The following is a 24,419-nucleotide window of genomic DNA, read 5'->3' as shown; positions in this document are numbered from 1 at the left end:
CACACTGTAACGCATGGGCTCAGAGAACGGCAGGGTTGCCGTGACGACGGAGATGCGATGGAACGGCTGGGGCGATCCCGCCAGGGCGTCGGATCTGCCGCGCGCCGTCCGGATGATGCTGCCGTTGCTGCTCGGTCGCGTGCACAGGCCCGCGACGCCCGTGGAACTCGCCGAGGTGGCGCTCGCGCCGTCGTCGCTCCAGGAGGACGATCTCGAGGGACTGGCCGCCGTCGTCGGCGCGGAGCACATCGACATCTCGAGCGAGACGCGCATCCGCCATGCCGGGGGACGTTCGACGCCGGACCTTCTCCGGCGCCGTAGACCTCAGCAGACTTCCCCTGACGCGGTGGTGCTGCCGGGAACCCACGATGAGGTCGCGGCGCTGCTCCGGGCGTGCGTCGACCGGAGGATAGCCGTGATCCCGTTCGGTGGTGGCACGAGCGTGGTGGGCGCTCTCGATCCCGAACGCGGCACGCACCGCGCTGTCGTCAGCCTGGATCTGCGCCGGCTCTCGGGCCTCATCCACTTCGACGAGGCGAGCGGCGAAGCGATTCTCGCCGCCGGAACGACGGGGCCGGATGCTGAGGCTCTGCTCGCGGCCAGGGGGTTCGAACTCGGTCACTACCCCCAGAGCTTCCGGTACGCCACGATCGGAGGGTTCGCCGCTGCACGCTCGTCAGGTCAGAACTCGGCAGGGCATGGGCGATTCGACTCCATGGTCACCGGGCTGAGAGTCGCGACGCCGACCGGCGACATCGAGCTCGGACGGTCGCCGGGATCTTCAGCCGGGCCCGATCTCGTCCGCGTCTTCCTGGGGTCGGAGGGCATCTTCGGCGTCATCACCGAAGTGAGAGTGCGCGTTCATCCGGTACCGCGTGACCGCCTCTTCGAAGCCTGGACCTTCGCGGACTTCACGCAGGGCGTCGAGGGACTGCGCCGCGTGACGCAGCACGGTGGCGGCCCGACAGTGCTGCGTCTGTCGGATGAAGCCGAGACGGCGGTCAGCCTCGCCCAGGTCGGTCGGATCGGGCGGGCCCTCGCGAAGGGCGCGAGCCTCGTCACCGTCTATGAGGGAGACGACATCGCCGAGCGTCGGGGGCGCACATCGGCGATCCTGGCGGCGGCCGGTGGGATCTCGTCGGGTGAGGGCGCCGCAGAGGGGTGGCTCTCCGGGCGCTTCGACGGTCCGTATCTGCGCGACTCGCTGCTGGACGCAGGAGTGTTCTGCGAGACGCTCGAGACGGCGACCACCTGGTCGAACCTGCTGCACCTCAGAGCGGCGGTCACGTCGGCTCTTCGTGCAGGATTCGAGGATGCCGGCGCCCGGTCGTACGTGATGTGCCACGTCTCGCACGTCTATCCCACCGGAGCCTCGCTGTATTTCACGGTGATCGCGAACCTCCGATCCGAACCGCTCGACACCTGGACGCAGATCAAGCGACGGGTGAACGATGCGCTGCTCGCGGCGGGGGGTACCATCAGCCATCACCATGCGGTCGGTCGTGATCATGCCGCCTGGCTGGAGCAGGAGATCGGAGACACGGGGGTGCGAATCCTCGCGGCCATCAAGCGGGAGCTCGATCCGACGTGGATCCTCAACCCGGGAGCGGTCATCTCGTCGGATCGGGCGCGCGGACGTGGCTGAGCACATCGCGGTGCTGTCGAACCCGTTCGCAGGAAAAGGTCGTGGCGCCCGAGAGACCGAGGTCGCCGTGGCGCACCTGCGATCCCGAGGAGCGGACGTGCGGGCGTACACGGGAGAGTCGGCAGCATCGAGTCGGCTCCTGGCGACTCGGGCGCTCGACGCGCGCCCGGGGGTGCTCGTCGTGGTGGGCGGAGACGGCACGCTGTCCGGCATCCTCGACGTGGTCTGCGCTGCGGGGGTTCCGGTGGTCCTGGTGCCTGCGGGCACGGGCAACGACCTCGCTCGAGCCCTGGGCCTGCCGCGTCGCGACGCGGTCGCTGCGGCCGAGCTCGCTCTGACGGGTATCCCGCGCACGATGGATGTCGGCGAAGTCCGCGCCGCCGGCCGTGTCGATCTGTTCCTGACGATCGCCGCCCTCGGCTTCGATGCGAAGGTGAGCGATCGGACCAATCGTCTGCGCTGGCCGCGCGGCGTGCTGCGCTACTACCTGGCGCTGGTCGTGGAGCTCGTGCGACTGCGGCCGATGGATTTCACCGTCTCCCTCGATGGCGCGGAGCCGGTTCACGTGCCGGGAACGCTCGTCGCCGTGGGCAATACGCCGAGCTACGGAGGTGGCATGCCTCTCTGCGTGGGCGCCGCCGCGGACGACGGGATGCTGGACATCGTGCACGTCGCGCCGCTGACCCGGCTCCGCCTGCTGCGGCTGTTCCCGCTCCTGCTGCGCGGAGTGCATCTCGCTCGACCGGAGGTGACGCGGCGCCAGGCTCGTACCGTGACAGTGAGCGCGCCTGGACTCGTCGTCTACGCCGACGGAGAGCGCATCGCCGAAGATGAGTGCACGATCGGAATCCGGCGCTCCGCGCTGGCCGTCCTCGTCCCCTCGGGTGCCGGAGGGACACCGTGAACCACAGGTCGGCTTCTCCTCGCCACGCCCAGGACTTCGACGAGGACGTCGTCGTCATCGGCTCGGGGTTCGGCGGATCGGTCGCTGCGTTGCGGCTCGTGGAGAAGGGCTACCGTGTCCGCGTGTACGAGGCGGGCCGACGCTTCGAGGACGAGGACTTCGCGAAGACCAGCTGGGACGTGCGCCGCTATCTGTGGGCACCGAGGCTCGGCTGTTTCGGCATCCAGCGCATCCATCGCCTGCCGCACGTGATGATCCTCGCCGGGGCGGGCGTGGGCGGCGGGTCTCTCAACTATGCCAATACGCTGTACCAGCCCGGCGGAGCGTTCTTCGCGGATCCGCAGTGGGGCGCTCTCGCAGACTGGGAGGAGGAGCTGGCGCCGCACTATGCGACGGCGAAGCGGATGCTCGGGGTGGTCGAGCGCTACCCGCACTCCGGACCCGTCGAGCGCATCATGGCAGGAGCGGCCGAAGATCTCGGCGTAGGAAGCACATTCCGACACGCGCCGGTCGGGGTCTGGTTCGGCGCGCCGGGAGTTCGAACGCCCGATCCCTTCTTCGATGGGGAGGGGCCGGACCGCACCGGATGCACTCTCTGCGGCAACTGCATGGTCGGATGCCGCGTCGGCGCGAAGAACACGCTCATGAAGAACTACCTGGCTCTGGCCCAGAGGCGAGGCGCCGTCATCGAAGCGCTGCGCACCGTCACCGAGGTGCGTGCCCTGGCAGACGGCGGCTTCGCCGTGACGACGGAGCGCAGCGGAGCGTGGTTCCGGCGCGACCGTCGCACCGTGAGCGCGCGTCAGGTGGTGCTCGCCGCGGGAACCTGGGGCACGCAACAGCTGCTGCATCGGATGAAGCTGTCCGGGGCCCTTCCACGGGTCTCCGATGCGGTGGGTCGCCTGACGCGGACCAACTCCGAGGCTCTCGACGGTGCCGTCGCCGTCGCCGTTCCGGCGTCCCTCGAACTCGCGCACGGTGTCGCGATCACGACCTCGTTCCACATCGACGAGAGCACTCACGTCGAGAATGTGCGGTACGGGCCGGGATCGAACCTGATGGGGGCCCTCGCATCGCTGATGGTGCCGGGCGACCGAGGTCTCGGAGGCCGTCTCGTGAGTGTGCTGGGCCAGGTCGTCCGCGCACCGATCCGTCAGTTGCGCCTGGGCTCGCTCCGACGTTGGAGCGAACGGGGCATCATCGCACTCGTGATGCAGACCCTGGACAATTCGCTCACTCTGTCGCTCCGGCGCAGATTCGGGCGGATGGTCATGACGAGCGCGCAGGGGCACGGCGCACCGAACCCCAGTCATCTTCCGCAGGCTCATCGCGCGGCTTCGGCGATCGCCGCGCGTGTCGAGAAGGACGGCGGGGTCGCCGCCGAGCCTCGCGGATCCTGGCCCGAGATCTTCGGGATTCCGCTCACCGCCCACTTCCTCGGCGGAGCGGTGATCTCTGGGGCGCCCGAGACCGGTGTCGTCGACCCCTTCCACCGGGTGTGGGGTCACCCGGGGCTGCACGTCATGGACGGCGCAGCGGTTCCCGCGAATCCCGGGGTGAATCCGTCGCTCACGATCACCGCGCTCGCTGAGAGAGCGATGTCGTTCTGGCCGCGTTCCGGTGAGCTCGACGAGCGTCCTGCACCGTAGACACGGAAAAGGGGGCCGCCGGACGGCGGCCCCCCCCAGAGGTTCAGCTCAGCCGTGCTCGATGCCGCGGATCTGCGGGGTGTGGAACTCTCCGCCGAACGCGCGCTGCGAGGCGCCCTCGCGGTCGAGGTAGGGCGAAGCCCCGCCATCGATGAAGGGCCAGCCCGCGCCGAGGATCAGGCACAGGTCGATGTCCTCGACCTCGGGTACGACGCCCTCGTCGAGCATCATCTTGATCTCGCTCGCAAGGCCGTCCTGCACCCGTTGCAGGATCGTCTCGGCCGACGCGGGCGTCTTGCCGACAGCGGGCTTCAGCAGCTTCTCGGCCTGCTTCGTCCAGCCGGTCACACGACCGCCCTTGTCCTTCTCGATGACCCCGTCGAGCTCCGCGAGAGCGTGGAAGTTCTCGTTCGCGTAGAAGCGATCGGGGAACGCGTGCGCCATCGTGTCCTGCACGTGGGCGGCGACCTTCCATCCGACGAGATCGATCAGCTGGAAGGGACCCATCGGGAGTCCGAGGGGCGCGAAGGCCTTCTCGACATCCGTGATCGGGGTGCCCTCGTACACCGCGCGAGCCGCTTCGCCCATGACCTTGGCCAGCAGACGGTTCACGACGAAGCCCGGCGCGTCGGCGGTGAGGACCGCGTTCTTGCCGAGATTCTTCGCGACGACGAACGCGGTCGAGAGCGCCGCCTCCGAGGTCGTCGGTGTCTTGACGATCTCGATCAGCGGCATCACTGCCACCGGGTTGAAGAAGTGGAAGCCGACGAGGCGCTCGGGGTGAGCGAGCTTCGCGCCGATCTCCTCGACCGAGAGCGAGGAGGTGTTGGTCGCCAGGATCGCGTCCTCGGCGATGATCTTCTCGATCTCGCCGAACACCTGCTGCTTGACGCCGACCTCCTCGAACACGGCCTCGATGACGAAGTCGCAGTCCGCATAGAGGTTCTTGTCCGTCGTCCCGGTCACGAGCGCGCGCAGCTTGTTCGCGGAGTCCGCATCCAGGCGGCCCTTGGCCTCGAGCTTGCCGATCTCCTCGTGGATGTAGGCCACGCCCTTGTCGACGCGCGCCTGATCGAGGTCGGTGATGAGTACCGGCACCTGCAGCTTGCGCACGAAGAGCAGGGCGAACTGGCTCGCCATGAGACCAGCGCCGATGATGCCGACCTTCGTGACCTTCTTCGCAAGTGCCTTGTCGGGGGCTCCCACCGGACGCTTCGCACGCTTCTGCACGAGGTCGAAGGCGTACATGGATGCTGCGAACTGGTCGCCCGTGACGAGTTCGGCGAGCGCCTCGTCCTCACGGGCGAAGCCCTCCGCCTTGGTGCCGCTCTTGGCCTTGTCGAGCAGGTCGAGTGCGGCGTAGGGCGACTTCGGGACGGTGCCGATCTTCGATTCCAGCATGCCGCGTGCCATCTTGATGGCGATCGGCCACTTCGTGAGTCGCTCGATCTTACCCGGCTCGTTCCTGCGCTCGACCTTCTTGCCGCCGAGCACGGCGTCCGCCCACGCGAGCGAGTTCTCGAGATAGTTCGCGGCGGGGAAGATCGCGTCGACGATGCCGAGGTCGAACGCCTGCTGCGGCTTCAGCATCCGGTTCTGCTTGAGCGGGTTCGAGATGACCACCTCGAGGGCGTTCTCGATCCCGATCAGGTTGGGCAGCAGGTAGGCGCCGCCCCAGCCGGGGATGATGCCGAGGAAGACCTCGGGGAGTGCGATCGCCGCGGCGGAGGCGTCGACCGTGCGGTAGGTCGAGTTGAGTGCGATCTCGAGTCCGCCTCCGAGTGCGAGTCCGTTCACGAAGGCGAACGACGGAACGCCGAGCTCCCCGAACTTTCCGAGCACCTTGTGGCCGAGCTGCGCGATCAGGCGAGCGTTGTCCCGCGACCCGACCTTGCTGATGTCGGAGAGATCGGCGCCAGCGGCCAGGATGTACTGCTTGCCGGTGATGCCGACCGCCTGGATCTCGCCGGCTGACGCACGAGCGGCCAGGCCGTCCAGCGTCTCACCGAGGGCGGTGAGCGTCGCCGGCCCCAGAGTGTTCGGACGCGTGTGGTCGCGTCCGTTGTCGAGGGTGATCAGTGCGAGCACCTTGCCCGACGCGAGACGAATGTCACGCACGGGGGAGTGCGTGATCACCTCGCCGTCGGTGAGCGCCTGGATGGGGGAGAAGTCCACGTTCGCGTACTGCTCGGAAATCGAGTGGGCCATCAGGCTTACTTCCTCTTCTTGCCGTCGAAGTGCGGGTTCTCCCAGATGACCGAGCCGCCCTGTCCGAGACCGACGCACATGGCCGTCAGGCCGTAGCGCACATCGGGTCGCTCGGCGAACTGCGCCGCGAGCTGGATCATCAGACGCACGCCGGATGCCGCGAGCGGGTGGCCCAGCGCGATCGCACCGCCCCACTGGTTGACGCGGGAGTCGTCGTCGGCGATGCCGAAGTGGTCGAGCAGCGAGATCACCTGGATGGCGAAGGCTTCGTTGAGCTCGAACAGGCCGATGTCGCCGATCGTGAGTCCGGCCTTCTTCAGAGCCTTCTCGGTCGAGGGAATCGGGCCGATTCCCATGATCTCCGGCTGCACGCCTGCGAAGGCGAACGAGACCATGCGCATCTTCGGTGCGAGACCGAACTCCTTGACCGCGCCGCCTCCGGCGAGCAGTGACATCGTGGCGCCGTCGGTGAGGGGCGACGAGGTTCCGGCGGTCACACGGCCGTGCGGGCGGAAAGGAGTCTTGAGGGCCGCGAGGTCCTCCATGGTGGTCTGCGGACGACGACCTTCGTCCTCCGTCGCCAGGCCCCATGCGCCGTCGGCGGTCTTGGTCGCGACGGGCACGAGATCCGGCTGGATCTTGCCCGCGTCGTACGCCGCCTGCACCTTGTGCTGGCTGAGCATGCCGAATCGATCGGAGCGCTCCTTGGTGAGGTGCGGGAAGCGATCGAAGATGCGCTCGGCCGTGACACCCATGTTCAGAGCGCCGGGGTCGACCATGCGCTCCGCGACGAATCGCGGGTTGGGGTCGGCGTTGCCGCCGATCGGGTGGTGACCCATGTGCTCGACCCCGCCGGCGAGCGCGAAGTCGTACATGCCGACCCCGATCGATGCTCCCATCGTGGTGACGCTCGTCATCGCTCCCGCGCACATGCGCTCGACGGCGAGTCCGGGCACCGTCTGCGGGAGTCCCGCGAGGATCGCCACGGAGCGCCCGAGGGTCAGGCCCTGGTCTCCGGTCTGGCTGGTCGCGGCGATGGCGACGTCGTCGATGCGGTCGGCCGGAACGGCTGCATTCCGCTCCATCAGGCCGATGGTCGCCTTGACGGCGAGGTCATCAGCGCGGGTGTTCCAGTACATGCCTTTTTCGCCGGCGCGCCCGAAGGGGGTGCGCACTCCATCGACGAAGAAGACGTCCGAGATCTCGGCCACTCTGCCTCCAAGTTTGTGCGGTGGCCTCAGTCTATGGAGGGCCGGAAACGGGGAGGAATCGGTTGGATCGAACCTACGAAGCCGGTGCGGACGCCTCGTCGGGCGTTTGCGCCGCCTCTACAAAGGCGTCCGCGATCTTCTGTGCAGTCTGTGCAATCTGCCACGGGCGGGCACCCAGTGCGGCGAGTGCCTCGCCGATGGCCTCGGGCGTCGTTCCCGGTACATCCCACGCCACACGGCGCAGGTGATCGGGGGTGAGCAGGTTCTCGGTCGGCATCCCGAGTTCCTCGGCCGTGGCCTCGACGACCGGGCGGGCGGCTTTGAGTCGCGCGTCGGCCTCCGGATTGCGATCGGACCAGGCTCGCGGCGGCGGCAGCGTATCGCTGGGAACCCGCTCCCGGGGAAGCTCCTCCGTGGCACGTCCGTCGACCATCGCCTGCCACCAGCGGTCGAGCTGGGTGCGGCTCGCTCGGCCCTGGAACTCCTTGATCCCCGCGAGCGCCTGCTTGCTCTGCGGGTTCGCCAGCACGGCCGCGATGAGCGACCGATCCGGCACCAGACGGCCGGGAGAGACGTCCTGATCCTGGGCGAAGCTCTCGCGAGCCTGCCACAGCGAGCGAGCGACCGCGAGGTTCCGCGCGCCGCGCACCTGGTGCAGTCCGCTGAGTCGTCGCCAGGGGTCTTCGCGAGGAGGCTTCGGCAGTCGGGCGAGCGTGGCGGCGAACTCCTCGGCCGCGTACTCGGTCTTCCCCTGCTCCTCGAGCTCCGCCTCCAGGGCCTCGTAGACGTCGATGAGGTGCAGCACATCGAGTGCCGCGTACTCGAGCCATGCAGCGGGAAGGGGTCTGGTCGACCAGTCCGCCGCGGAGTGCTCCTTCTTGAGCGTGATGCCGAGCGTGTTCTCGACGACCGCGGCGAGTCCGACTCGGTCATGACCCAGCAGTCGCGATGCGAGCTCCGTGTCGAAGATCGTGTGGGGGAGCAGATCGAGTTCGCGCAGAGACGGAAGATCCTGGCTGGCGGCGTGGAACACCCACAGGGCGTCGCCGATGGCCTGCTGCAGAGGGCTGAAGTCGCCGAGAGCGGGAGGGTCGAACAGGAAGACCCCCGCGTCGCGGCGGAACACCTGCACGAGATAGGCGCGCTGGGAGTAGCGGAATCCGGATGCCCTCTCGACGTCCACGGCGACAGGCCCAGTTCCTGCGGCCAGTGCGGCGCATGCCGCGTGGAACTCCGAGACGTCGGAGATCACGGAGTATTCAGTCACGTGCTGCCTTTCGCGCGCCGATAACGGCGATGCCCTCGGAACCGGGCGGAAGACCCGCCAGCATCCCGACCAGTTCGACCCAGGCCTCGACATGGGGTGTGAAGGGGCCCTCGGGTGTCCAGGACGCCCTCAACTCTATCTGTGCGCCGTCTCCTTCGTCGGCGAGTCCGCCGAACCCCTTCGACAGGGTCTTGGTCGACGTGCCCGACGCGGAGTGGTAGCCAGCGCCTCTCGAGTCGAGTGCATCGACGAGCCAGGACCACGTGACGTCGGCGAGCAGGGGGTCGGTGCCGATCTCGGTCTCGAGCGGCGCCTGGGCGAAGATCACGATCCGCCAGTCGCCGTCCCATGCGGCCGGGTTGTCGGGGTCATGCAGCAGAACGAAACGTCCCGTCCCGTATGCCGACTCTCCGCCGTCGTCCGGGCGGACGTCGGCTGCGAGGGCGAGGGCGTGCGGAGCGAGGCCCTGCGGCGTCGCTATCTCGCGGATGGTGATGTCTGAGCGGAAGGCGATGTCGCGCAGTTCAGCCACGGCGGCGTCGAAGATCGTCCCGGCATCGGGGTGTGCGGTCACGGCAACAGGCTAGAGTCAGGAAGCGATGAAGAGTCTCAGGCACGCCGTTGCACTCCTTGTCCCTGCTCTGCTCGCTCTGGGGACGGCGCTGGCTCTGCTCGTCTTCAGCGTCGCCCGTCGGGTCGTCATGCCGGCGAAGCGACCGGCGAACGTCGAGATCCTCGCCGTCGACACCGGGGCGCAGACGATCGAGCTCACCCGGACGCGGGACACCGAGCTCCCGGGTCGATACGGACTCTTCACCTCGGGAACGTATGGCTACGTCAAGCTCGGCGCGGTGCTGAGCGCTGATGCCACCACCGTGAGGCGCAAGCTGCTGACGCAGATCGAACCGGGCGCCCGCGTCGACAGGAGCGCGGCGTTCAGCGGTTGGTACTACTCCACTCCCGGCGAGCTCCACCTGCCCTCGCAGAACGTGCTCATCGGTTCCCCGGCCGGGCCATGCCCCGCCTGGCTGTTCCCGGCCGACTCCTCGACGTGGGTGATCCAGGTCCACGGACGAGGGGTCACCCGAGCCGAGTGCCTTCGTGCCGTCCCCGTGCTGCATGCCGCGGGCTTCCCGAACCTCGTCGTCTCGTACCGCAACGACGGTGAGGCGCCGCGCAGCCGAAGCGGTGCGTACGCTCTGGGGGCTTCGGAGTGGCGCGACGTCGATGCGGCGGTGTCGTATGCGCTCCGACACGGCGCCGATCGAGTGATCCTGATGGGATGGTCGATGGGCGGAGCGGTCGCGATGCAGACCGCCCTGAACTCGGGCAACCGCGACCGCATCGTCGGTCTCATCCTCGAGTCGCCGGTGATCGACTGGCGCAGCGTGCTGCGATTCCAAGCGCGCGAGTCCGGCATGCACGCACCGCTGCCGGACCTCGCGATGGGCGCACTGTCCGTCCCGTTCACCGCGCGGCTCAGCGGCGCGGAGAACGCGATCCCGTTCGACAGCCTGGACATGGTGTCGCGCGCCGACGAGCTGTCGGTGCCCATCCTCATCCTGCACAGCGACGACGACGGATTCGTGCCCGCCGATGCATCGCACGCACTCGAGCAGGCCAGACCCGACCTGGTCACGATGCCCCGCTTCACGGTCGCCCGGCACACCAAGATCTGGAACTACGACCAGGCAGGGTGGAGCGATGCCATCACCGGATGGCTCGCAGCGCAGGGGTTCAGCGCTTCTGCATGACCTGCTTCTTGGCGCGCATCAGCATGCCGGTCATGCCGCCGATGCGCAGCGGCGACACCGCGCGGGTGAGACCGATCGACTGCGGATAGTCGTCGGGGATCGCGAGAACCTCGTCAGGGGTGAGGCCGGAGATGCCCTGAACGAGGATGCTCGCGAATCCGCGCGTGGTCGGCGCCTCGGGCGGGGCGGTGGCGTGCATGGTGACGATTCCGTCGGCGACCTCGACGTAGATGTAGACCGGTGACTGGCACTCCGCGACGCGCTCGCACATCTCGGGGTGATTCGCGACCTCTTCGGAGACCTCCGGCAGCTCGTCCGAGTACTCCAGCAGGAGCAGCAGTCGATCCGCCTCGGGGGTCTCGAGGAATCCGTCGCGGATCTCGGCGAGGGCGTCAGGAACGTGCGTGGTGCTCATCCCTGTCATTCTCCCACGATCAGAGGGATCCGGGCTCCGCGCCGGTCACGATCGGGACCCGCACCGCGCTGCCCCACTCGGTCCACGAGCCGTCGTAGTTGCGGACGTTCTCGAATCCGAGCAGGTGCTTGAGGACGAACCACGTGTGGCTCGAGCGCTCTCCGATGCGGCAGTACGCGACGACCTCGTCGCCATCGGCGAGTCCGGCCCCGTCACGGTAGATCGCGTCGAGTTCGGCCCGCGACCGGAAGCCGCCGTCCTCAGCCACGGCCTTCGCCCACGGCATGCTCTGGGCGGTGGGGATGTGCCCCGCGCGCAGGGCTCCCTCTTCGGGGTAGGCCGGTGCGGTGGTGCGCTCACCGCTGTACTCCTCGGGAGAGCGCACATCGATCAGCGGGCTGCCGATGTGAGCGAGGACATCTTCCTTGTATGCGCGGATCTCCGAATCGTCGCGTTCGACCACGGGATACTCCGTCGGCGTGATCTGCGGGGCGTCACGGGTGATCTCGCGGCCCTCGGAGATCCAGCGATCGCGACCGCCGTCGAGCAGCCGAACGTCCTCGTGGCCGAACAGCGAGAAGACCCAGAGCGCGTAGGCGGCCCACCAGTTGTTCTTGTCGCCGTAGATCACGACGGTGTCGTCGCGGGAGATGCCCTTGGTGCTGAGCAGCTTCGCGAAGCCCTCGCCGTCGACATAGTCGCGCACGACGGGATCATTGAGCTCGGTGTGCCAGTCGACCTTCACGGCGCCGGGGATGTGGCCCGTCTCGTACAGCAGCACGTCCTCATCGGATTCGACGACGACCAGGCCCGGTGTGCCGAGGCGCTCGGCCAGCCACTCGGTGCTCACGAGACGGCCGGGCTCGGCGTACTCGGCGAACTTTGACGAAGTGGTGTCGAACTCGATGGCCACAGGGATCTCCTCAGACGGTGAGCGGCGATGATGCAGGGGACGACGGCGTAATGTGGAGCCGATACTTCGACGATAGATCCACGCCGTGCGCCCTGCACCCGATTCGTAAGACTTCGACACAGGTGCGCCCCCGACACAGGACCGTGATGACCGACACGCCCAGCCGCACGGGCATCGTGCACCTGACAGATCGACAGCCGACCGTCACCGGTCCCGAGATGCTGGCCAGCCTCGTGCCGCCGCCGCAGTTCGACGGTGCGACGTTCGAGAGCTATCGTGCCGATGCGGCCTACCCCTCGCAGGAGGACGCCAAGGAGACGCTCATCCGGTTCGCCGGACGCGGTGCTCCGCTCAAGCGGGGCGGATTCTTCAGCCGAGCCAAGAAGGAGCCGGAGACGAAGCCGGGCGTCTATCTCGACGGCGGATTCGGCGTCGGCAAGACCCACCTGCTGGCGTCGATCTATCACGCGATGCCCGCGCGCAGGAAGTACTTCGGCTCGTTCATCGAGTACACGGCTCTGGTCGGCGCGCTCGGTTACAAGAACACCGTCGACCTGCTCAAGGGTGCAGACCTGCTGTGCATCGACGAGTTCGAACTCGATGACCCGGGCGACACCATGGTCATGACTCGGCTCATCGGTGAGCTGGTTCCCACCGGCACCAAGCTCGCGGCGACCTCGAACACTCCGCCGAACGCACTGGGTGAGGGCCGCTTCGCCGCACAGGACTTCCTCCGAGAGATCCACGCGATGTCCGACAGCTTCCAGACGATCCGCATCGACGGTGTCGACTTCCGCCAGCGGGCGCTCGACGGGCACGCCGTCGTGAGCGACGACGATTCCTATGCCCGCGCGATCGACGAGGGGGCGGGGCACGGAAACGCGTCCGACGATTCCTTCGCCGACGTCATCCGTCACCTGGCCCGGGTGCACCCCTCGCGGTATCTGCGGATCATCGCCGAGCTGGATCTCGTGGGCCTGCGGGATGTGCGGGTCCTGACCGATCAGTCCGAGGCTCTGCGCTTCGTCGCGTTCGTCGACCGCGTGTACGACGCGCAGATCCCGATCGTCGCCACCGGTGTGAGCCTCGACCAGGTCTTCGCAGAAGAGATGCTGAACGGGGGATACCGCAAGAAATACCTGCGCGCTGTCTCCAGACTCAATGCACTTACACACGCGGATCGCAGTGTCGCGTAACGCAGTGTTCACACACGCGGCGTCTCTGTAACGCCACCGCAACAAACCTCACGCATTCCGGAAATCGGGCCTCGTCACACTGAAGCTCTCAGTTTCCCGAATGTGAGGTTTGACTATGGATGCTCCAGGCAACATCTCCTGGGCGATCACCGCGACCGCCCTCGTACTGCTCATGACGCCCGGCGTCGCCTTCTTCTACGGCGGTCTCGTCAAGGCCAAGAGCGTCGTCAGCATGATGATGATGAGCTTCGGCTCGATCGGTCTCGTCGCCGTCCTCTGGATCCTCTTCGGATTCTCGATGAGCGCGGTCGACAGCCCGACGGCATTCGCCGGCAACCCCTTCGCCGACTTCGGTCTCTCGAGCCTCGCGGCCGGTGAGGGCTCGAACGTCGCACTTCTCGGAGTCGCCTACGGCGCGACCTTCGCGATCATCACCGTCGCGCTCATCTCGGGCGCCATCGCCGACCGCGCGAAGTTCGGCAGCTGGCTCATCTTCGCCGGTGTCTTCGCCACCGTCGGATACTTCCCCGTAGCCGCATGGGTCTGGGGCGGCGGCTGGATCATGAACCTCGGCACCACGCTGTTCGGTGAGGACAGCGGCATCGGCGTCATCGACTACGCCGGTGGTACCGCGGTGCACATCAACGCCGGCGCCGCGGCTCTCGCCCTCGCGATCGTCCTCGGCAAGCGCATCGGCTTCCAGAAGGGCATCCTCAAGCCGCACAACGTGCCGCTGACGCTCCTCGGCGCAGCGCTGCTGTGGTTCGGCTGGTTCGGCTTCAACGCCGGCGCGGAGTGGCTCGCAGAGGACATGGGCGGCGTCGGACTCATCGGCCTGAACACCCTCGGCGCCACGGCGGCCGCGATCCTCGGCTGGATCCTCATCGAGCGCATCAAGGACGGCAAGGCAACCTCGGTCGGTGCAGCGTCCGGCGCGGTCGCCGGTCTCGTCGCCATCACCCCGGCCTGCGCGAACCTGACGCCCGGATGGTCGCTGCTGCTCGGTGCCGTCGCCGGTATCGTCTGCGCCCTGGCGGTCGAGATGAAGTTCCGTCTCGGCTTCGACGACTCGCTCGACGTGGTCGGCATCCACCTGGTGGGTGGCCTCATCGGAACGCTGTACCTCGGCTTCTTCGCCACCGAGACCGGTCTGTTCGTCGGAGGCGACGCACGTCAGCTCGCCGTCCAGGCGATCGCAGCGCTCGGTGTGCTGATCTACTCCTTCGTCGTCGCCTTCATCATCGGCTTCGCGATCGAGAAGACGATCGGCTTCCGCATCACGAGCGAAGACGAGATCGCCGGTGTCGACCAGGTCGTCCACGGCGAGGAGGGCTACGCGCTGGCCGACGCCTGAACTGCCGTTAGGGTGACCGTGTGAGCAACACCAACGGCATCCTGGCACGACTCGCGGAGATCCTCTTCACAGCACTGGGATCTGACCGGGCGTCTCGGACGAAAACTCGTCCGAGACGCCCGGTCTCGCGTCTGCGCACCTCCGAGGAGGTTCTTTCCGCCTCAGGGGAGTCGAGAGGGGCGTCGCGCGGCACCGAGACACGGCGGGTCGACCCCGACCGGATCGATGAGCTCCGCATCGGCTACGCGCCCGACCGGGACCGCGCCCCTGACGCGGGTGAGATCATCTGGACCTGGGTGCCCTACGAGGAGAACGACGGTCGAGGCAAGGATCGGCCGGTGCTCGTGATCGGGCGCGAATCCGCAGAACGTGTCTATGCGGTGCGGATGACGAGCAAGCCGCACGACGGCGACCGCGACTATCTGTCGATCGGCTCCGGCGGCTGGGACACGCAGGGACGGGAGTCCTGGGTCGACATCGAGCTGCTGTACAGCGTGCACGAGAGCGGACTGCGCCGTGAGGCCGCGGTTCTCGACCGATCGCGCTACGGGGAGGTCGCTTCGGCTCTGGCTCGACGATACGGCTGGGCGAGCGCATGAGGCTCCGACCCGTGTGACCGTTCGCAATCCGTTCGACGAACGGCTGCGAACAGTCTGTGAGTCGCAGGATGCGACGACACCACAGGAGGAATCATGCGTTTCATCCCCACCAAGGTCCATGGAATTCTCGACTACATCGTCGGAGTGGCGCTGATCGCCGCTCCGTGGCTCTTCGGCTTCTCGAGCATGGGCGGCCCCGCCGTGATCATCCCGATCGTGCTCGGAATCGGGCTCATCGTCTACAGCCTCTTCACGAAGTACGAATGGGGGCCGTTCGGCGTCATCCCGATGCCCGTCCACCTCGTGTTCGACATCGTCGCGAGCCTGTTCCTGGCGCTGTCGCCGTGGATCTTCGGCTTCTCGACGGAGGCGCCGAACGTCTGGGTGCCGCACGTGGTCGTCGGCGTCGCCGTGATCGTGGTCGTGCTGTTCTCGCAGCCGCAGCCCGCGAAGGTCAAGGCCACCGCTCGCGTCTGATGGCGTACGAACTCTGAAGCCCCGCACGGAACGTCGGCCCCGTGCGGGGCTTCAGTTCTGCAATGCCGCCGCCACCCAGCGCGCGTAGAGCTGCCAGGGGTCGTCCAGCGTGCGCAGCCCATCGATGTGGGCCGCGAGATACGGGGTGAGGGTGAACCATTCGCCGCCCTCCCGGATGTCGGCGAACTCGCGGTGTCTCGATTGCTCCACCGCACGGCCACCCGGCTCGAACGCGAGGAGCTCGTCGTGGCGGATGCTCGCGAGTCGTTGACGCGGCCGGCGACTCGTGCCGATCTTCACTCGACGGTCGTAGCGGATGTAGTAGACCACCTCGACCACCGGGCGGGGGAGGTCGGGGTCGGGGGAGTCGCCGTAACGCCACCCGCACCAGTCGCACAGCAGCGCGGTGGTCACGCGCACCGCGTCTCCATGGCCGCAGAGCGGACAAGGGCTCGGGAGCGGAGTGCGCGGCATGGTCGGAACGCTACCGCCGGCCACCGACGTCAGACCTCTCCGCGGCTTCTCTTCACCCCGCGCGGCACCCATCTCCACCACATGAAGTGATGGTCCCCCTGCTCGACATCGAACAGCCTCCCGCACACGGCGCATTCGGTGACATAGGTCATCGACCAGCCAGGATCACTCGTCGAGAGGATGCTGACGTGGCCGAGCGCCTGTTCCTTCTCGGGGTCATTCGTGAGCAGCCCGGGGTAAGCGGCGCACCAGCACTCCCTGTCGCGATACTGTTCGAGTTTGGTGAGCGCGTGCGCCAGATGGGCGTTGTTCGAATAGATCATCCCGCCCAGATCGAGCCTCGTCGCCTCGCGCCGGAGCTGCGGAAGCGCGGCGACGAGGGGGTCGAGAGTCGCGGCATCCCGCGAGCGGATCGTCTCCCACACCGCGTGCATCACGCGTCCGCGATCTCCGGACAGGAAGTCGTCGAGCAGGGTGGGCATGCCGCAACGCTAGCAATCGAAAGATCGGCGCTGGCTCCCGCGCCCTCGCGACATGAGAAAACCCCGCGGCATCTCAGATGCGCGGGGTTCTGTGGTGGGCGATACCGGACTCGAACCGATGACCTCTTCCGTGTGAAGGAAGCGCGCTACCAACTGCGCCAATCGCCCATACCTGCGGGGTACGTCAACCGATACTACCCGACCGTCGGAGGCCAAGTTGACCACCCTGCGAGACACGCGCGAGATTCGGTTTCGGTTTGGACAGTCGCCGATCATCGGCTAATGTTTCATAAGTGCCCGGGACAACAACCGGGAACAACGCGGATGTAGCGCAGTTGGTAGCGCACAACCTTGCCAAGGTTGGGGTCGCGAGTTCGAGTCTCGTCATCCGCTCAAGTGCAGGGGCCTTCTTCGGAAGGCCGTCGGCACGTGGGGTCAATCCACACGGTGGCGTGGCCGAGCGGCTAGGCACCGGCCTGCAAAGCCGTTTACACGGGTTCGAATCCCGTCGCCACCTCTCAGTAACTGAATAGCCCCAACGGGCGCGATTGGCGCAGCGGTAGCGCGCTTCCCTGACACGGAAGAGGTCACTGGTTCGATCCCAGTATCGCGCACAGACAAAACCCCCGGTTCTCCGGGGGTTTTTTGTTGTCCCATGACGGGACGCAGCCGTCACCGGCGGCGGTCACCCCGAGACCGGGGACGACCGCTTGACGACCTCGTACGCTGCGAGCGCCGCTTTGCGGGTGGCCGCGAGATCGACGATCGGCTCTGTCGGGGCATCCGACGCCCACTCCGAGATGTACAGGCCGTGCGGGTCGAACTTCTTCGCCTGCAGCTCGGGATTGAAGACGCGGAAGTACGGGGCGGCGTCGGCGCCGGATCCTGCCACCCACTGCCAGTTGAACGGGTTGCTCGCGCCGTCGGCGTCGACCAGGGTGTCCCAGAACCACTCCTCGCCGCGCCGCCAGTCGATGAGCAGGTTCTTCACGAGGAACGAGGCCGTCACCATGCGCACCCTGTTGTGCATGAAACCCGTGCGCCACAGTTCACGCATCCCCGCATCGACGAGCGGGATCCCGGTATCGCCGCGCTGCCACGCCTCGAGTTCCGACGGCTTGAGCCGGGGCCAGGGGAAGGCGTCGTACTGACGGCGGAGGTTCTTCGTGGCGATGTCCGGTGCGTGGAACGTCGTGTGCCAGGCGAATTCGCGCCAGCCCAACTCCGAGAGGAACCCGGCCGCGCCATCGGCCTCCACCGCCGCGTGCCACACGGTGAACGGGCTCAGCTCGCCCCAGCGCAGACGCGGTGACAGCAGTGACGTCGCGCCCGCCGACGGCTCGTCCCGCGCGCGATCGTACGAGCCGATGTCGTCATGCAGGAACGTACGCAGCCGAGCTCTGGCCGCCGGCTCACCGGGCTCCCAGGCGTCGCGGAGTCCGCCCGCCCAGTCGGGGCGGGTCGGCAGCAGATTCCAGTCGACGAGATCGTCGGACGCCGGGGGCCGGGGCACGCCAGCGACACTCCGGGGCGCGGGGAGGGGCACTCGCGGCGTGGGGAGGGAGAGACATGCCCGCCAGAACGGCGTGAACACCGAGAAGTGGGTGCCGCCGCCGGTCTTCACCGTCCACGGTTCGTGCAGCAGCGACGCCTGGAACGACGTGACCTCGTGGCCGTCCGCGCGCAGCGCCGCCTTGAGCGCGGTGTCGACCTCGCGTTCGGCGCCCCCGTATCGCCGGTTCCAGAAGACGGCCGTCGCGCCCGAGTCTGCGACGGTCTCGCGGACGATGCGTTCGGCAGGACCTCGACGCAGCGTCAGAGTGGCGCCGAGTTCCCGCAGCGCGTCGTCCAAAGACGCGAGGGAGTGGTGGAGCCACCAGCGTGCGGCTCCGCCGAGCGGTCGGATGCCGGGGGACTCCTCGTCGAGGACGAACAGCACGACCAGTGGTTCACCGCGATCGATCGCCGCCCTGAGCGCCGGATTGTCGGCGAGTCGAAGGTCGTCGCGGAGCCAGACGAGCGAGGGAGAGGCCATGGCTCCATTCTGACGGGGTGGACGGAACGAGTGGGCGGGCTTGCGCTGCCGGCTGCTCAGCGGATACGAGGCACTGCGCGCATCCGCGGTCGAGCCGGCTCAGTCGTCGCCCACAGCGCCCAGACGACGAGAAGAGGCTGGAGGAAGAGTCGTCCCAGACGCCGCGCCTCGGTGTCGAGCCCCGGGGTGGACCGGTGAGTGCGCCACTGGTGCACGTTTCCCGGGAACACGGCGACGAAGAACGCGGCGGTGGCGATTCCGACACGCCGTCTCTCGTTCGGCAGCAGGAGCAGCCCGGCGGCGAGGGCGACCTCCGCGGCGCCCGACGCGATGATGATCGCCTCCTTGTCAAGACGAGTGGCCCGAGTCGCCCAGTCAGGCACGACGACGCGGAAACCGCGGGTGCTCGTGAAGTGGACGATGCCGATCGCACCCAGGGCGAGTGCGAGGATCCAGCGCGCCAGTGGTCTGATCATCCGCTCACGCTACCCCGGCGGAATCGGAGCTCACGGGTGTCGCCCGGGCGCGTCGCGGCAGGTCTGCCCGCCCAAGTGGCGGCCTTTGCCACACTGAGTGCATGACCGTCCTGCGCATCAGCATCCTCTTCGTGCTCGCCGCCGTCGCCGAGATCGGCGGCGCGTGGCTGATCTGGCAGGCCGTGAAGGAGAACCGTGGCTGGGTCTTCGCTGTGCTCGGCGTGATGGCTCTCGGTGCGTACGGGTTCATCGCGGCGCTCCAGCCTGACGCGAACTTCGGACGTGTGCTCGCCTCGTACGGCGGGGTGTTCATCGCCGGATCGCTCGCGTGGGGCATCATCGTCGACGGCTTCAAGCCGACCGTCTGGGACTGGGTCGGCTCGGCGATCGCGCTCGTCGGCGCGGCGATCATCATCCTCGCTCCCACGGCGGCGAACACCGAGTCTGACGTGGCGTCGTAGCGGTCAGCGGCCCCCGGGCATGCGAGTAGCCTAGATCCAGACCCAGATGGAGTGTGCAGTGCCTGAAAATGCTCAGCCGAAAGACGGCTTCGCCCTGTTCTCTGACCGTTCAGTCGTCGCCATGCGCGTCAACGGGACCCTCAAGGACCTCGCCGCGACAGTGACGGATGCCGACGAGGTCGAGCCGGTCACGATCGACAGTTCCGACGGGCTGAACATCCTGCGTCACTCGGCCGCGCACGTGCTCGCGCAGGCGGTGCAGCGGATCAACCCGCAGGCGAACCTGGGCATCGGGCCGCCCATCACCGACGGCTTCTACTACGACTTCGGCGTCGACACCCCGTTCACGCCCGAAGACATCAAGGCCATCACGAAGGAGATGCAGCGCATCGTCCGTGAGGGGCAGCGCTTCGTGCGTCGTGTCGTCACGGACGACGAGGCGCGGGCAGAGCTGGCCGACGAGCCGTTCAAGCTCGAGCTCATCGGTCTCAAGGGCGGCAAGGAAGCCGCCGAGGGCGCCTCCGTCGAGGTCGGCGAGGGCGAGCTGACGATCTACGACAACACGACCCGCGACGGCGAGGTCGTCTGGAAGGACCTCTGCCGCGGGCCGCACCTGCCCAACACCCGCATGATCGGCAACGGCTGGGATCTGACCCGCATCGCCGCCGCGTACTGGCGGGGCAGCGAGAAGAACCCGCAGCTGCAGCGGATCTACGGCACCGCCTGGCCGTCGAAGGACGAGCTGCGTGAGTACCAGCACCGCCTCGAGGAGGCCGCCAAGCGCGACCACCGCCGTCTCGGCAAGGAGCTCGACCTCTTCTCGTTCCCCGAGGAGATCGGTTCGGGTCTGTCGGTCTGGCACCCCCGTGGCGGCATCGTCCGCGGCGAGATGGAGCAGCACGCTCGCAGGCGCCACATCGAGGGCGGCTACACCTACGTGTACACCCCGCACATCTCGAAGGAAGACCTCTTCCTCACCTCGAACCACCTCGTGACGTACAAGGAGGGCATGTACCCGCCGATCGTCATGGACGAGGAGCGCGACGACGAGGGCAACATCACGAAGCAGGGCCAGGACTACTACCTGAAGCCCATGAACTGCCCGATGCACATCCTGATCTACAAGGAGCGCGCGCGCAGCTACCGTGATCTGCCCCTGCGGTTCGCCGAGAACGGCACCGTCTATCGCAACGAGCTCTCCGGTGCGCTGCACGGCCTCACCCGAGTGCGCGGCTTCACTCAGGATGACTCGCACCTGTTCGTCACCCCCGATCAGCTCGAGGGCGAGGTCGCGAAGGTCCTGGAGTTCATCCTGTCGATGCTGCGCGACTTCGGTCTCACCGACTTCGAGCTCGAGCTGTCGATGAAGGATGACGAGAAGTCCAAGTGGATCGGCTCGGACGAGTTCTGGGAATCGTCGACCGATGCTCTCCGCCGGGTCGCCGTGGCATCCGGCCTGAAGCTCACCGAAGTCCCCGGCGAGGCCGCGTTCTACGGACCGAAGATCGACCTCAAGACGCGTGATGCGATCGGCCGCACCTGGCAGCTGTCGACCGTGCAGGTCGACCCGAACCTGCCCGAGCGCTTCGAGCTCGAGTACATGGACAAGCACGGCCAGAAGAAGCGTCCGATCATGATCCACCGTGCGCTGTTCGGCTCGATCGAGCGGTTCTTCGCGATCCTCCTCGAGCACTACGCCGGCGACTTCCCGGTGTGGCTGTCGCCCGTGCAGGTCGTGGGAATCCCCGTCGCCGACGAGTTCGCCGACTACCTGGGCGAGATCGTCCAGACGCTGCGCACGCAGGGCGTGCGCGCCGAGCTCGACGCCTCCGACGACCGGATGCAGAAGAAGATCCGCACGCACACGACCGGCAAGGTCCCGCTGCTGCTGATCGCGGGCGAGAAGGATCGCGACGCGGGCACCGTCTCGTTCCGCTACCGCGACGGCACGCAGGAGAACGGCGTGCCGATCACCGATGCAGTAGCGCGCATCCGCGCAGCGATCGATGCACACACTCTCGTGCAGACAGCAGGGGACCTGGCGTGACGTCCTCGGAGTCGTGGGAGGACGCCGGCGAGTTCGCGGGCGTCCCCGACGAGTTCCAGCGGCTCTGGACGCCGCACCGGATGGCCTACATCCAGGCTGGTCCTGAGCCACTGCGCGAGGAGTGCCCGTTCTGCGAGGCTCCGAAGTTCCCGGATGCCGAGCGGCTGATCGTCGCCCGGGGGGAGACGGCCTATGTGCTGCTCAACCTTTTCCCGTACAACTCCGGACACCTGCTGGTGTGCCCGTACCGCCACATCGGCACCTACGACCAGGCAACACCCGAGGAGGTCGCCGAGATCGGGGCACTGACCCAGATCGGCATGCGCGTGCTCCGCGAGGTCTCGCGCTGCGACGGCTTCAACATCGGGATGAATCAGGGTGCCGTCGCCGGTGCCGGAGTCGACGGCCACCTGCACCAGCACATCGTGCCGCGGTGGACGTCGGACGCCAACTTCTTCCCGATCATCGCCAAGACCAAGGCCCTGCCCCAGCTGCTCGGCGAGGTGCGCGAAGCCGTGGCGAACGCCTGGCCGACGACGGCGTAGGCCACGGCTCGGAATCGCGGGTCAGCGCACCTGGCGTGCCGTGAACTGCATCCGAGGGTTCGCGTAGAACTCCTGCGCTTCGACGAGCTGCAGCTCGCGCGCACCCGACTCGAGGGTCGCGGCGAGCAGGTCGAACACGCTGGACGCGGTGCGCTCGAGCGCCGTCTTCGCGTCACCGGATCCGACATAGTGGGCCGTGAAGAGCGCCGCGGTGACGTCGCCCGAGCCGTTCGCCTTCATCGGAAGCCGAGGCGTCTGCACGATCCAGGCTCCTGCGGCGTCGGCCACGAGCATCTCGATCGTGTCGTCCTCACGGTCCGGCCGCTCGACGCTCGTGACCAGCACCGTGCTCGGTCCCATCGCCATGGCCAGGTCGACCGAGGCCAGGGTGGACTCGAGCGTGTCGGGCTCGGTGCCGGTCAGGAACCCGAGCTCGAACTGGTTCGGGGTGATGATGTCGGCAGCCGGCACGACCTTCTCGCGCAGCAGGATCGGGATGGCCGGGGCGACGAAGCATCCTGACTTCGCGTTGCCCATCACCGGATCGCAGGCGTACACGGCGGCGGGATTGGCGGCCTTGACGCGCGCCACGGCGTCGATGATCACATCGCCGATGCCCTCGCCGCCCTGGTAACCGCTCAGCACCGCGTCGATCTCGCCGAACACGCCGCGCTCCTCGATGCCCGTGATGACCTCGCGCACGTCGTTCGGAGAGATGAGCGGACCGCGCCAGGCGCCGTAGCCGGTGTGATTGGAGAAGTTCACGGTGTAGACCGGCAGAACCTCGACGCCGATGCGCTGCAACGGGAAGACCGCGGCGGAGTTCCCGACATGCCCGTACGCGACGGCGGACTGGATGGAGAGGACCTTCATTCCCCGATCCTTTCTTTCAGAGCGGGAATGCTCCCGCGGCGGTGGGTCATCGTGCGGCCGATACGAGGTCGGCGACGAGTGTCGCAGTGTCGTCTTCGGACAGATCATGCACTGTGAGGCGCAGATGGCGCGACGGATCGGCGCGTTCGTCGAGGGCGAAGTCGTCGCCGGTTCGAGCGAGCCAGCCCCGACGCATGAGGCGTTCGGCGACGATGCGCGCCGGCTTCGGCAACTCGATCCACAGGCTCAGACCGTCGGTGGCGGGGGAGTCGAGGCCATGCTCGCGCAGCCGCGACGCGAAGGCCGCATTGCGTGCCGCGTAGTGCTCGCGGGCGTCGGCGATGCGTGCGAGCACCGACTCGTCGGTCAGCTGAGTGAGGGTGAGACGCTGCAGCAGGTGGCTGACCCAGGTGGTTCCGGGACTCAGACGCATGGCGAGGCGCTCTGCCGTGGTGGCATCCGTCGCCGCGATGGCGAGGCACATGTCCGGCCCGAGGAACTTCGAGACCGAGCGAACCAGCGCGAACCGCCGGTGGTCCGGGCCGATCAGCGATTCGTATGGACGCTGCGACAGCATCGAGAAGTGATCGTCCTCGATGATCAGCACGTACGGATGAGCGGCGAGCACGGCGCGCAGCTCCGCCGCACGAGCGGCCGTGAGACTTGCCCCCGTCGGGTTCTGAGCGCGCGGGGTGCAGATCACCGCTCGCACGCCGGCATCCAAGGCGGCGCGCAGCCCCTCGACCGTCATCCCCTGTTCGTCCACCGGCACGGGAACGGCCCGATACCCGCCGAGTCGGACCGTGTGGATGCTCGCCAGGAAGCAGGGATCCTCGAGTGCGACGGCATCGTCGCGCATCAGCGCCTGCGCGAGCAGTCGCTCGACGGCGTCGACGGCGCCGCTCGTGACGGTGATGCCGAAGTCGAGGTGACCGAGATCATGCGCGATCCATTCGCGCGCCCAGTCCTGCAGCCCCGGGTCGATGACGGGCTCGCCGTAGAGCACCGGACGACCGGCCACCGTGGCCAGCGCAGGCGATGGATCGGGGATCAGTCGAGGGTCCGGGTTGCCGGTCCCGACGTCGCGCAGCACCGTATCGGAGGCGTAGCCCTCCTGGGCCACCGACTCGAGACCGGCGATGACCGTGCCGGCGCGACCTCGGGAGATCACGAGCCCGGCCTGAGCGAGCTGTCGGTATGCGGCGACCGCGGTGTTGCGATTGACTCCGAGGGTCGTGGCGAGCTCCCGCACGGGAGGGAGGGGACTGCCGGCGCGCAGCACACCGCGCTCGCGCAGACCGCGCACGCTGTCGGCGATGTCCGCTGCGGTCGTTCCGGTGATCTGGTCGCTCATGTGTCCTCACCACCGATTCTAGGTCGTTCCGGACAGTGCTACTGTTTGGCCTAGATCAAACGAGACATCGTTCGACACAC

Annotated in this window: 23 protein-coding genes and 4 tRNA genes; 14 read left to right on the top strand and 13 right to left on the bottom strand. The window is 67.6% G+C overall.

Annotation, left to right across the window (positions count from 1 at the left end; translation table 11 throughout):
- Nucleotides 1–13: 13 nt before the first annotated feature.
- The 3 genes from ASE34_RS10450 to ASE34_RS10440 are packed head-to-tail and all read left to right on the top strand — an operon-like array spanning nt 14 to nt 4,198.
- On the top strand, nt 14–1,645 hold the full coding sequence (locus ASE34_RS10450) for an FAD-binding oxidoreductase (protein WP_235567488.1): 1,632 nt from the start codon (nt 14–16) through the stop codon (nt 1,643–1,645).
- A complete protein-coding gene (locus tag ASE34_RS10445) occupies nt 1,638–2,549 on the top strand; it encodes a diacylglycerol kinase family protein (RefSeq protein WP_056278802.1) in 912 nt (303 codons plus the stop codon). The genes ASE34_RS10450 and ASE34_RS10445 overlap by 8 nt, the downstream gene beginning before the upstream one ends.
- Entirely contained in the window at nt 2,546–4,198 is a 1,653-nt protein-coding gene (locus ASE34_RS10440; RefSeq protein WP_056278801.1) for a GMC oxidoreductase, read from the top strand. The genes ASE34_RS10445 and ASE34_RS10440 overlap by 4 nt, the downstream gene beginning before the upstream one ends.
- 48 nt (nt 4,199–4,246) lie before the next feature.
- Here the strand turns inward: ASE34_RS10440 and ASE34_RS10435 are convergent, their stop codons facing one another.
- The 4 genes from ASE34_RS10435 to ASE34_RS10420 form a co-directional block, all read right to left on the bottom strand.
- Nucleotides 4,247–6,406 carry a 3-hydroxyacyl-CoA dehydrogenase NAD-binding domain-containing protein gene (locus tag ASE34_RS10435; protein WP_056278800.1) on the bottom strand — a complete coding sequence of 720 codons (2,160 nt, stop codon included), beginning with the start codon at nt 6,404–6,406 and terminating at the stop codon, nt 4,247–4,249.
- A gap of 5 nt (nt 6,407–6,411) precedes the next feature.
- A complete protein-coding gene (locus ASE34_RS10430) occupies nt 6,412–7,617 on the bottom strand; it encodes a thiolase family protein (protein WP_056278799.1) in 1,206 nt (401 codons plus the stop codon).
- Between the two features lie 73 nt (nt 7,618–7,690).
- Nucleotides 7,691–8,884, bottom strand: a complete 1,194-nt coding sequence (locus ASE34_RS10425; protein WP_053096223.1) for a ribonuclease D — start codon at nt 8,882–8,884, stop codon at nt 7,691–7,693.
- A complete protein-coding gene (locus ASE34_RS10420; RefSeq protein ID WP_056278798.1) occupies nt 8,877–9,458 on the bottom strand; it encodes a DUF3000 domain-containing protein in 582 nt (193 codons plus the stop codon). Before ASE34_RS10420 ends, ASE34_RS10425 begins: the two co-directional genes overlap by 8 nt.
- 25 nt (nt 9,459–9,483) lie before the next feature.
- On the opposite strand from ASE34_RS10420, the gene ASE34_RS10415 reads away from it, so the two are divergent.
- Nucleotides 9,484–10,638, top strand: a complete 1,155-nt coding sequence (locus ASE34_RS10415; RefSeq protein ID WP_056278797.1) for an alpha/beta hydrolase family protein — start codon at nt 9,484–9,486, stop codon at nt 10,636–10,638.
- On the opposite strand, the gene ASE34_RS10410 is transcribed toward ASE34_RS10415, so the two are convergent.
- Together ASE34_RS10410 and ASE34_RS10405 are read right to left on the bottom strand one after the other, a co-directional pair.
- Nucleotides 10,622–11,053, bottom strand: a complete 432-nt coding sequence (locus ASE34_RS10410) for a SufE family protein (protein ID WP_056278796.1) — start codon at nt 11,051–11,053, stop codon at nt 10,622–10,624. The genes ASE34_RS10415 and ASE34_RS10410 overlap by 17 nt on opposite strands.
- A gap of 19 nt (nt 11,054–11,072) precedes the next feature.
- On the bottom strand, nt 11,073–11,966 hold the full coding sequence (locus tag ASE34_RS10405) for a sulfurtransferase (protein WP_056278795.1): 894 nt from the start codon (nt 11,964–11,966) through the stop codon (nt 11,073–11,075).
- Between the two features lie 146 nt (nt 11,967–12,112).
- On the opposite strand from ASE34_RS10405, the gene zapE reads away from it, so the two are divergent.
- From zapE to ASE34_RS10385, 4 genes are all read left to right on the top strand, one after another.
- Nucleotides 12,113–13,162 (top strand): cell division protein ZapE, encoded by a 1,050-nt coding sequence (gene zapE, locus ASE34_RS10400; protein ID WP_056278794.1) that lies wholly within the window; start codon nt 12,113–12,115, stop codon nt 13,160–13,162.
- Between the two features lie 115 nt (nt 13,163–13,277).
- On the top strand, nt 13,278–14,516 hold the full coding sequence (locus tag ASE34_RS10395) for an ammonium transporter (protein ID WP_053096211.1): 1,239 nt from the start codon (nt 13,278–13,280) through the stop codon (nt 14,514–14,516).
- A gap of 20 nt (nt 14,517–14,536) precedes the next feature.
- The gene (locus tag ASE34_RS10390; RefSeq protein WP_082586594.1) at nt 14,537–15,115 is read left to right on the top strand and encodes a type II toxin-antitoxin system PemK/MazF family toxin; all 579 of its coding nucleotides are present in this window, start codon (nt 14,537–14,539) and stop codon (nt 15,113–15,115) included.
- A 93-nt stretch (nt 15,116–15,208) separates the two neighbouring features.
- Nucleotides 15,209–15,592: an SPW repeat domain-containing protein gene (locus tag ASE34_RS10385; protein ID WP_056278793.1), complete on the top strand. Its 384-nt coding sequence runs from the start codon at nt 15,209–15,211 to the stop codon at nt 15,590–15,592.
- 51 nt (nt 15,593–15,643) lie between these two features.
- On the opposite strand, the gene ASE34_RS10380 is transcribed toward ASE34_RS10385, so the two are convergent.
- The 3 genes from ASE34_RS10380 to ASE34_RS10370 all read right to left on the bottom strand — a co-directional run bounded on the left by ASE34_RS10380 (nt 15,644) and on the right by ASE34_RS10370 (nt 16,716).
- Nucleotides 15,644–16,006, bottom strand: a complete 363-nt coding sequence (locus tag ASE34_RS10380; RefSeq protein WP_230101217.1) for a GIY-YIG nuclease family protein — start codon at nt 16,004–16,006, stop codon at nt 15,644–15,646.
- An 89-nt stretch (nt 16,007–16,095) separates the two neighbouring features.
- Nucleotides 16,096–16,548: a hypothetical protein gene (locus tag ASE34_RS10375; protein ID WP_056278792.1), complete on the bottom strand. Its 453-nt coding sequence runs from the start codon at nt 16,546–16,548 to the stop codon at nt 16,096–16,098.
- A 92-nt stretch (nt 16,549–16,640) separates the two neighbouring features.
- Nucleotides 16,641–16,716 (bottom strand) — tRNA-Val (locus tag ASE34_RS10370).
- A 152-nt stretch (nt 16,717–16,868) separates the two neighbouring features.
- Between ASE34_RS10370 and ASE34_RS10365 the strand changes: the two genes are divergently transcribed.
- From ASE34_RS10365 to ASE34_RS10355, 3 genes are all read left to right on the top strand, one after another.
- Nucleotides 16,869–16,941, top strand: a tRNA-Gly gene (locus tag ASE34_RS10365).
- A gap of 53 nt (nt 16,942–16,994) precedes the next feature.
- A tRNA-Cys gene (locus tag ASE34_RS10360) sits at nt 16,995–17,065 on the top strand.
- Between the two features lie 25 nt (nt 17,066–17,090).
- Nucleotides 17,091–17,162 (top strand) — tRNA-Val (locus ASE34_RS10355).
- A gap of 71 nt (nt 17,163–17,233) precedes the next feature.
- Here the strand turns inward: ASE34_RS10355 and ASE34_RS10350 are convergent.
- Nucleotides 17,234–18,583: a cryptochrome/photolyase family protein gene (locus ASE34_RS10350; RefSeq protein WP_056278791.1), complete on the bottom strand. Its 1,350-nt coding sequence runs from the start codon at nt 18,581–18,583 to the stop codon at nt 17,234–17,236.
- Nucleotides 18,584–18,639: 56 nt separating this feature from the next.
- Complete coding sequence (locus ASE34_RS10345) at nt 18,640–19,059, bottom strand: hypothetical protein (RefSeq protein ID WP_053096202.1); 420 nt, start codon at nt 19,057–19,059, stop codon at nt 18,640–18,642.
- Nucleotides 19,060–19,160: 101 nt separating this feature from the next.
- Between ASE34_RS10345 and ASE34_RS10340 the strand changes: the two genes are divergently transcribed.
- The 3 genes from ASE34_RS10340 (at nt 19,161) to ASE34_RS10330 (ending at nt 22,112) form a co-directional block, all read left to right on the top strand.
- Nucleotides 19,161–19,520, top strand: coding sequence for a YnfA family protein (locus tag ASE34_RS10340; protein ID WP_056278790.1), 360 nt, complete (start codon nt 19,161–19,163; stop codon nt 19,518–19,520).
- A 121-nt stretch (nt 19,521–19,641) separates the two neighbouring features.
- A complete protein-coding gene (gene thrS, locus ASE34_RS10335; RefSeq protein WP_235567504.1) occupies nt 19,642–21,567 on the top strand; it encodes a threonine--tRNA ligase in 1,926 nt (641 codons plus the stop codon).
- Entirely contained in the window at nt 21,564–22,112 is a 549-nt protein-coding gene (locus ASE34_RS10330; RefSeq protein ID WP_053096196.1) for an HIT family protein, read from the top strand. Before thrS ends, ASE34_RS10330 begins: the two co-directional genes overlap by 4 nt.
- A gap of 21 nt (nt 22,113–22,133) precedes the next feature.
- Here the strand turns inward: ASE34_RS10330 and pdxY are convergent, their stop codons facing one another.
- Together pdxY and ASE34_RS10320 are read right to left on the bottom strand one after the other, a co-directional pair.
- Complete coding sequence (gene pdxY, locus ASE34_RS10325) at nt 22,134–22,985, bottom strand: pyridoxal kinase PdxY (RefSeq protein ID WP_056278788.1); 852 nt, start codon at nt 22,983–22,985, stop codon at nt 22,134–22,136.
- A 46-nt stretch (nt 22,986–23,031) separates the two neighbouring features.
- Complete coding sequence (locus ASE34_RS10320; RefSeq protein WP_053096192.1) at nt 23,032–24,339, bottom strand: aminotransferase class I/II-fold pyridoxal phosphate-dependent enzyme; 1,308 nt, start codon at nt 24,337–24,339, stop codon at nt 23,032–23,034.
- Nucleotides 24,340–24,419 lie beyond the last annotated feature (80 nt).

It is taken from the genome of Microbacterium sp. Root280D1 (genome assembly GCF_001428975.1).
In the GTDB taxonomy this organism is placed as follows: Bacteria; Actinomycetota; Actinomycetes; order Actinomycetales; family Microbacteriaceae; genus Microbacterium.
Note: the sequence above shows the minus strand (reverse complement) of the source record. Positions and strands in the feature narration are given on the sequence as shown.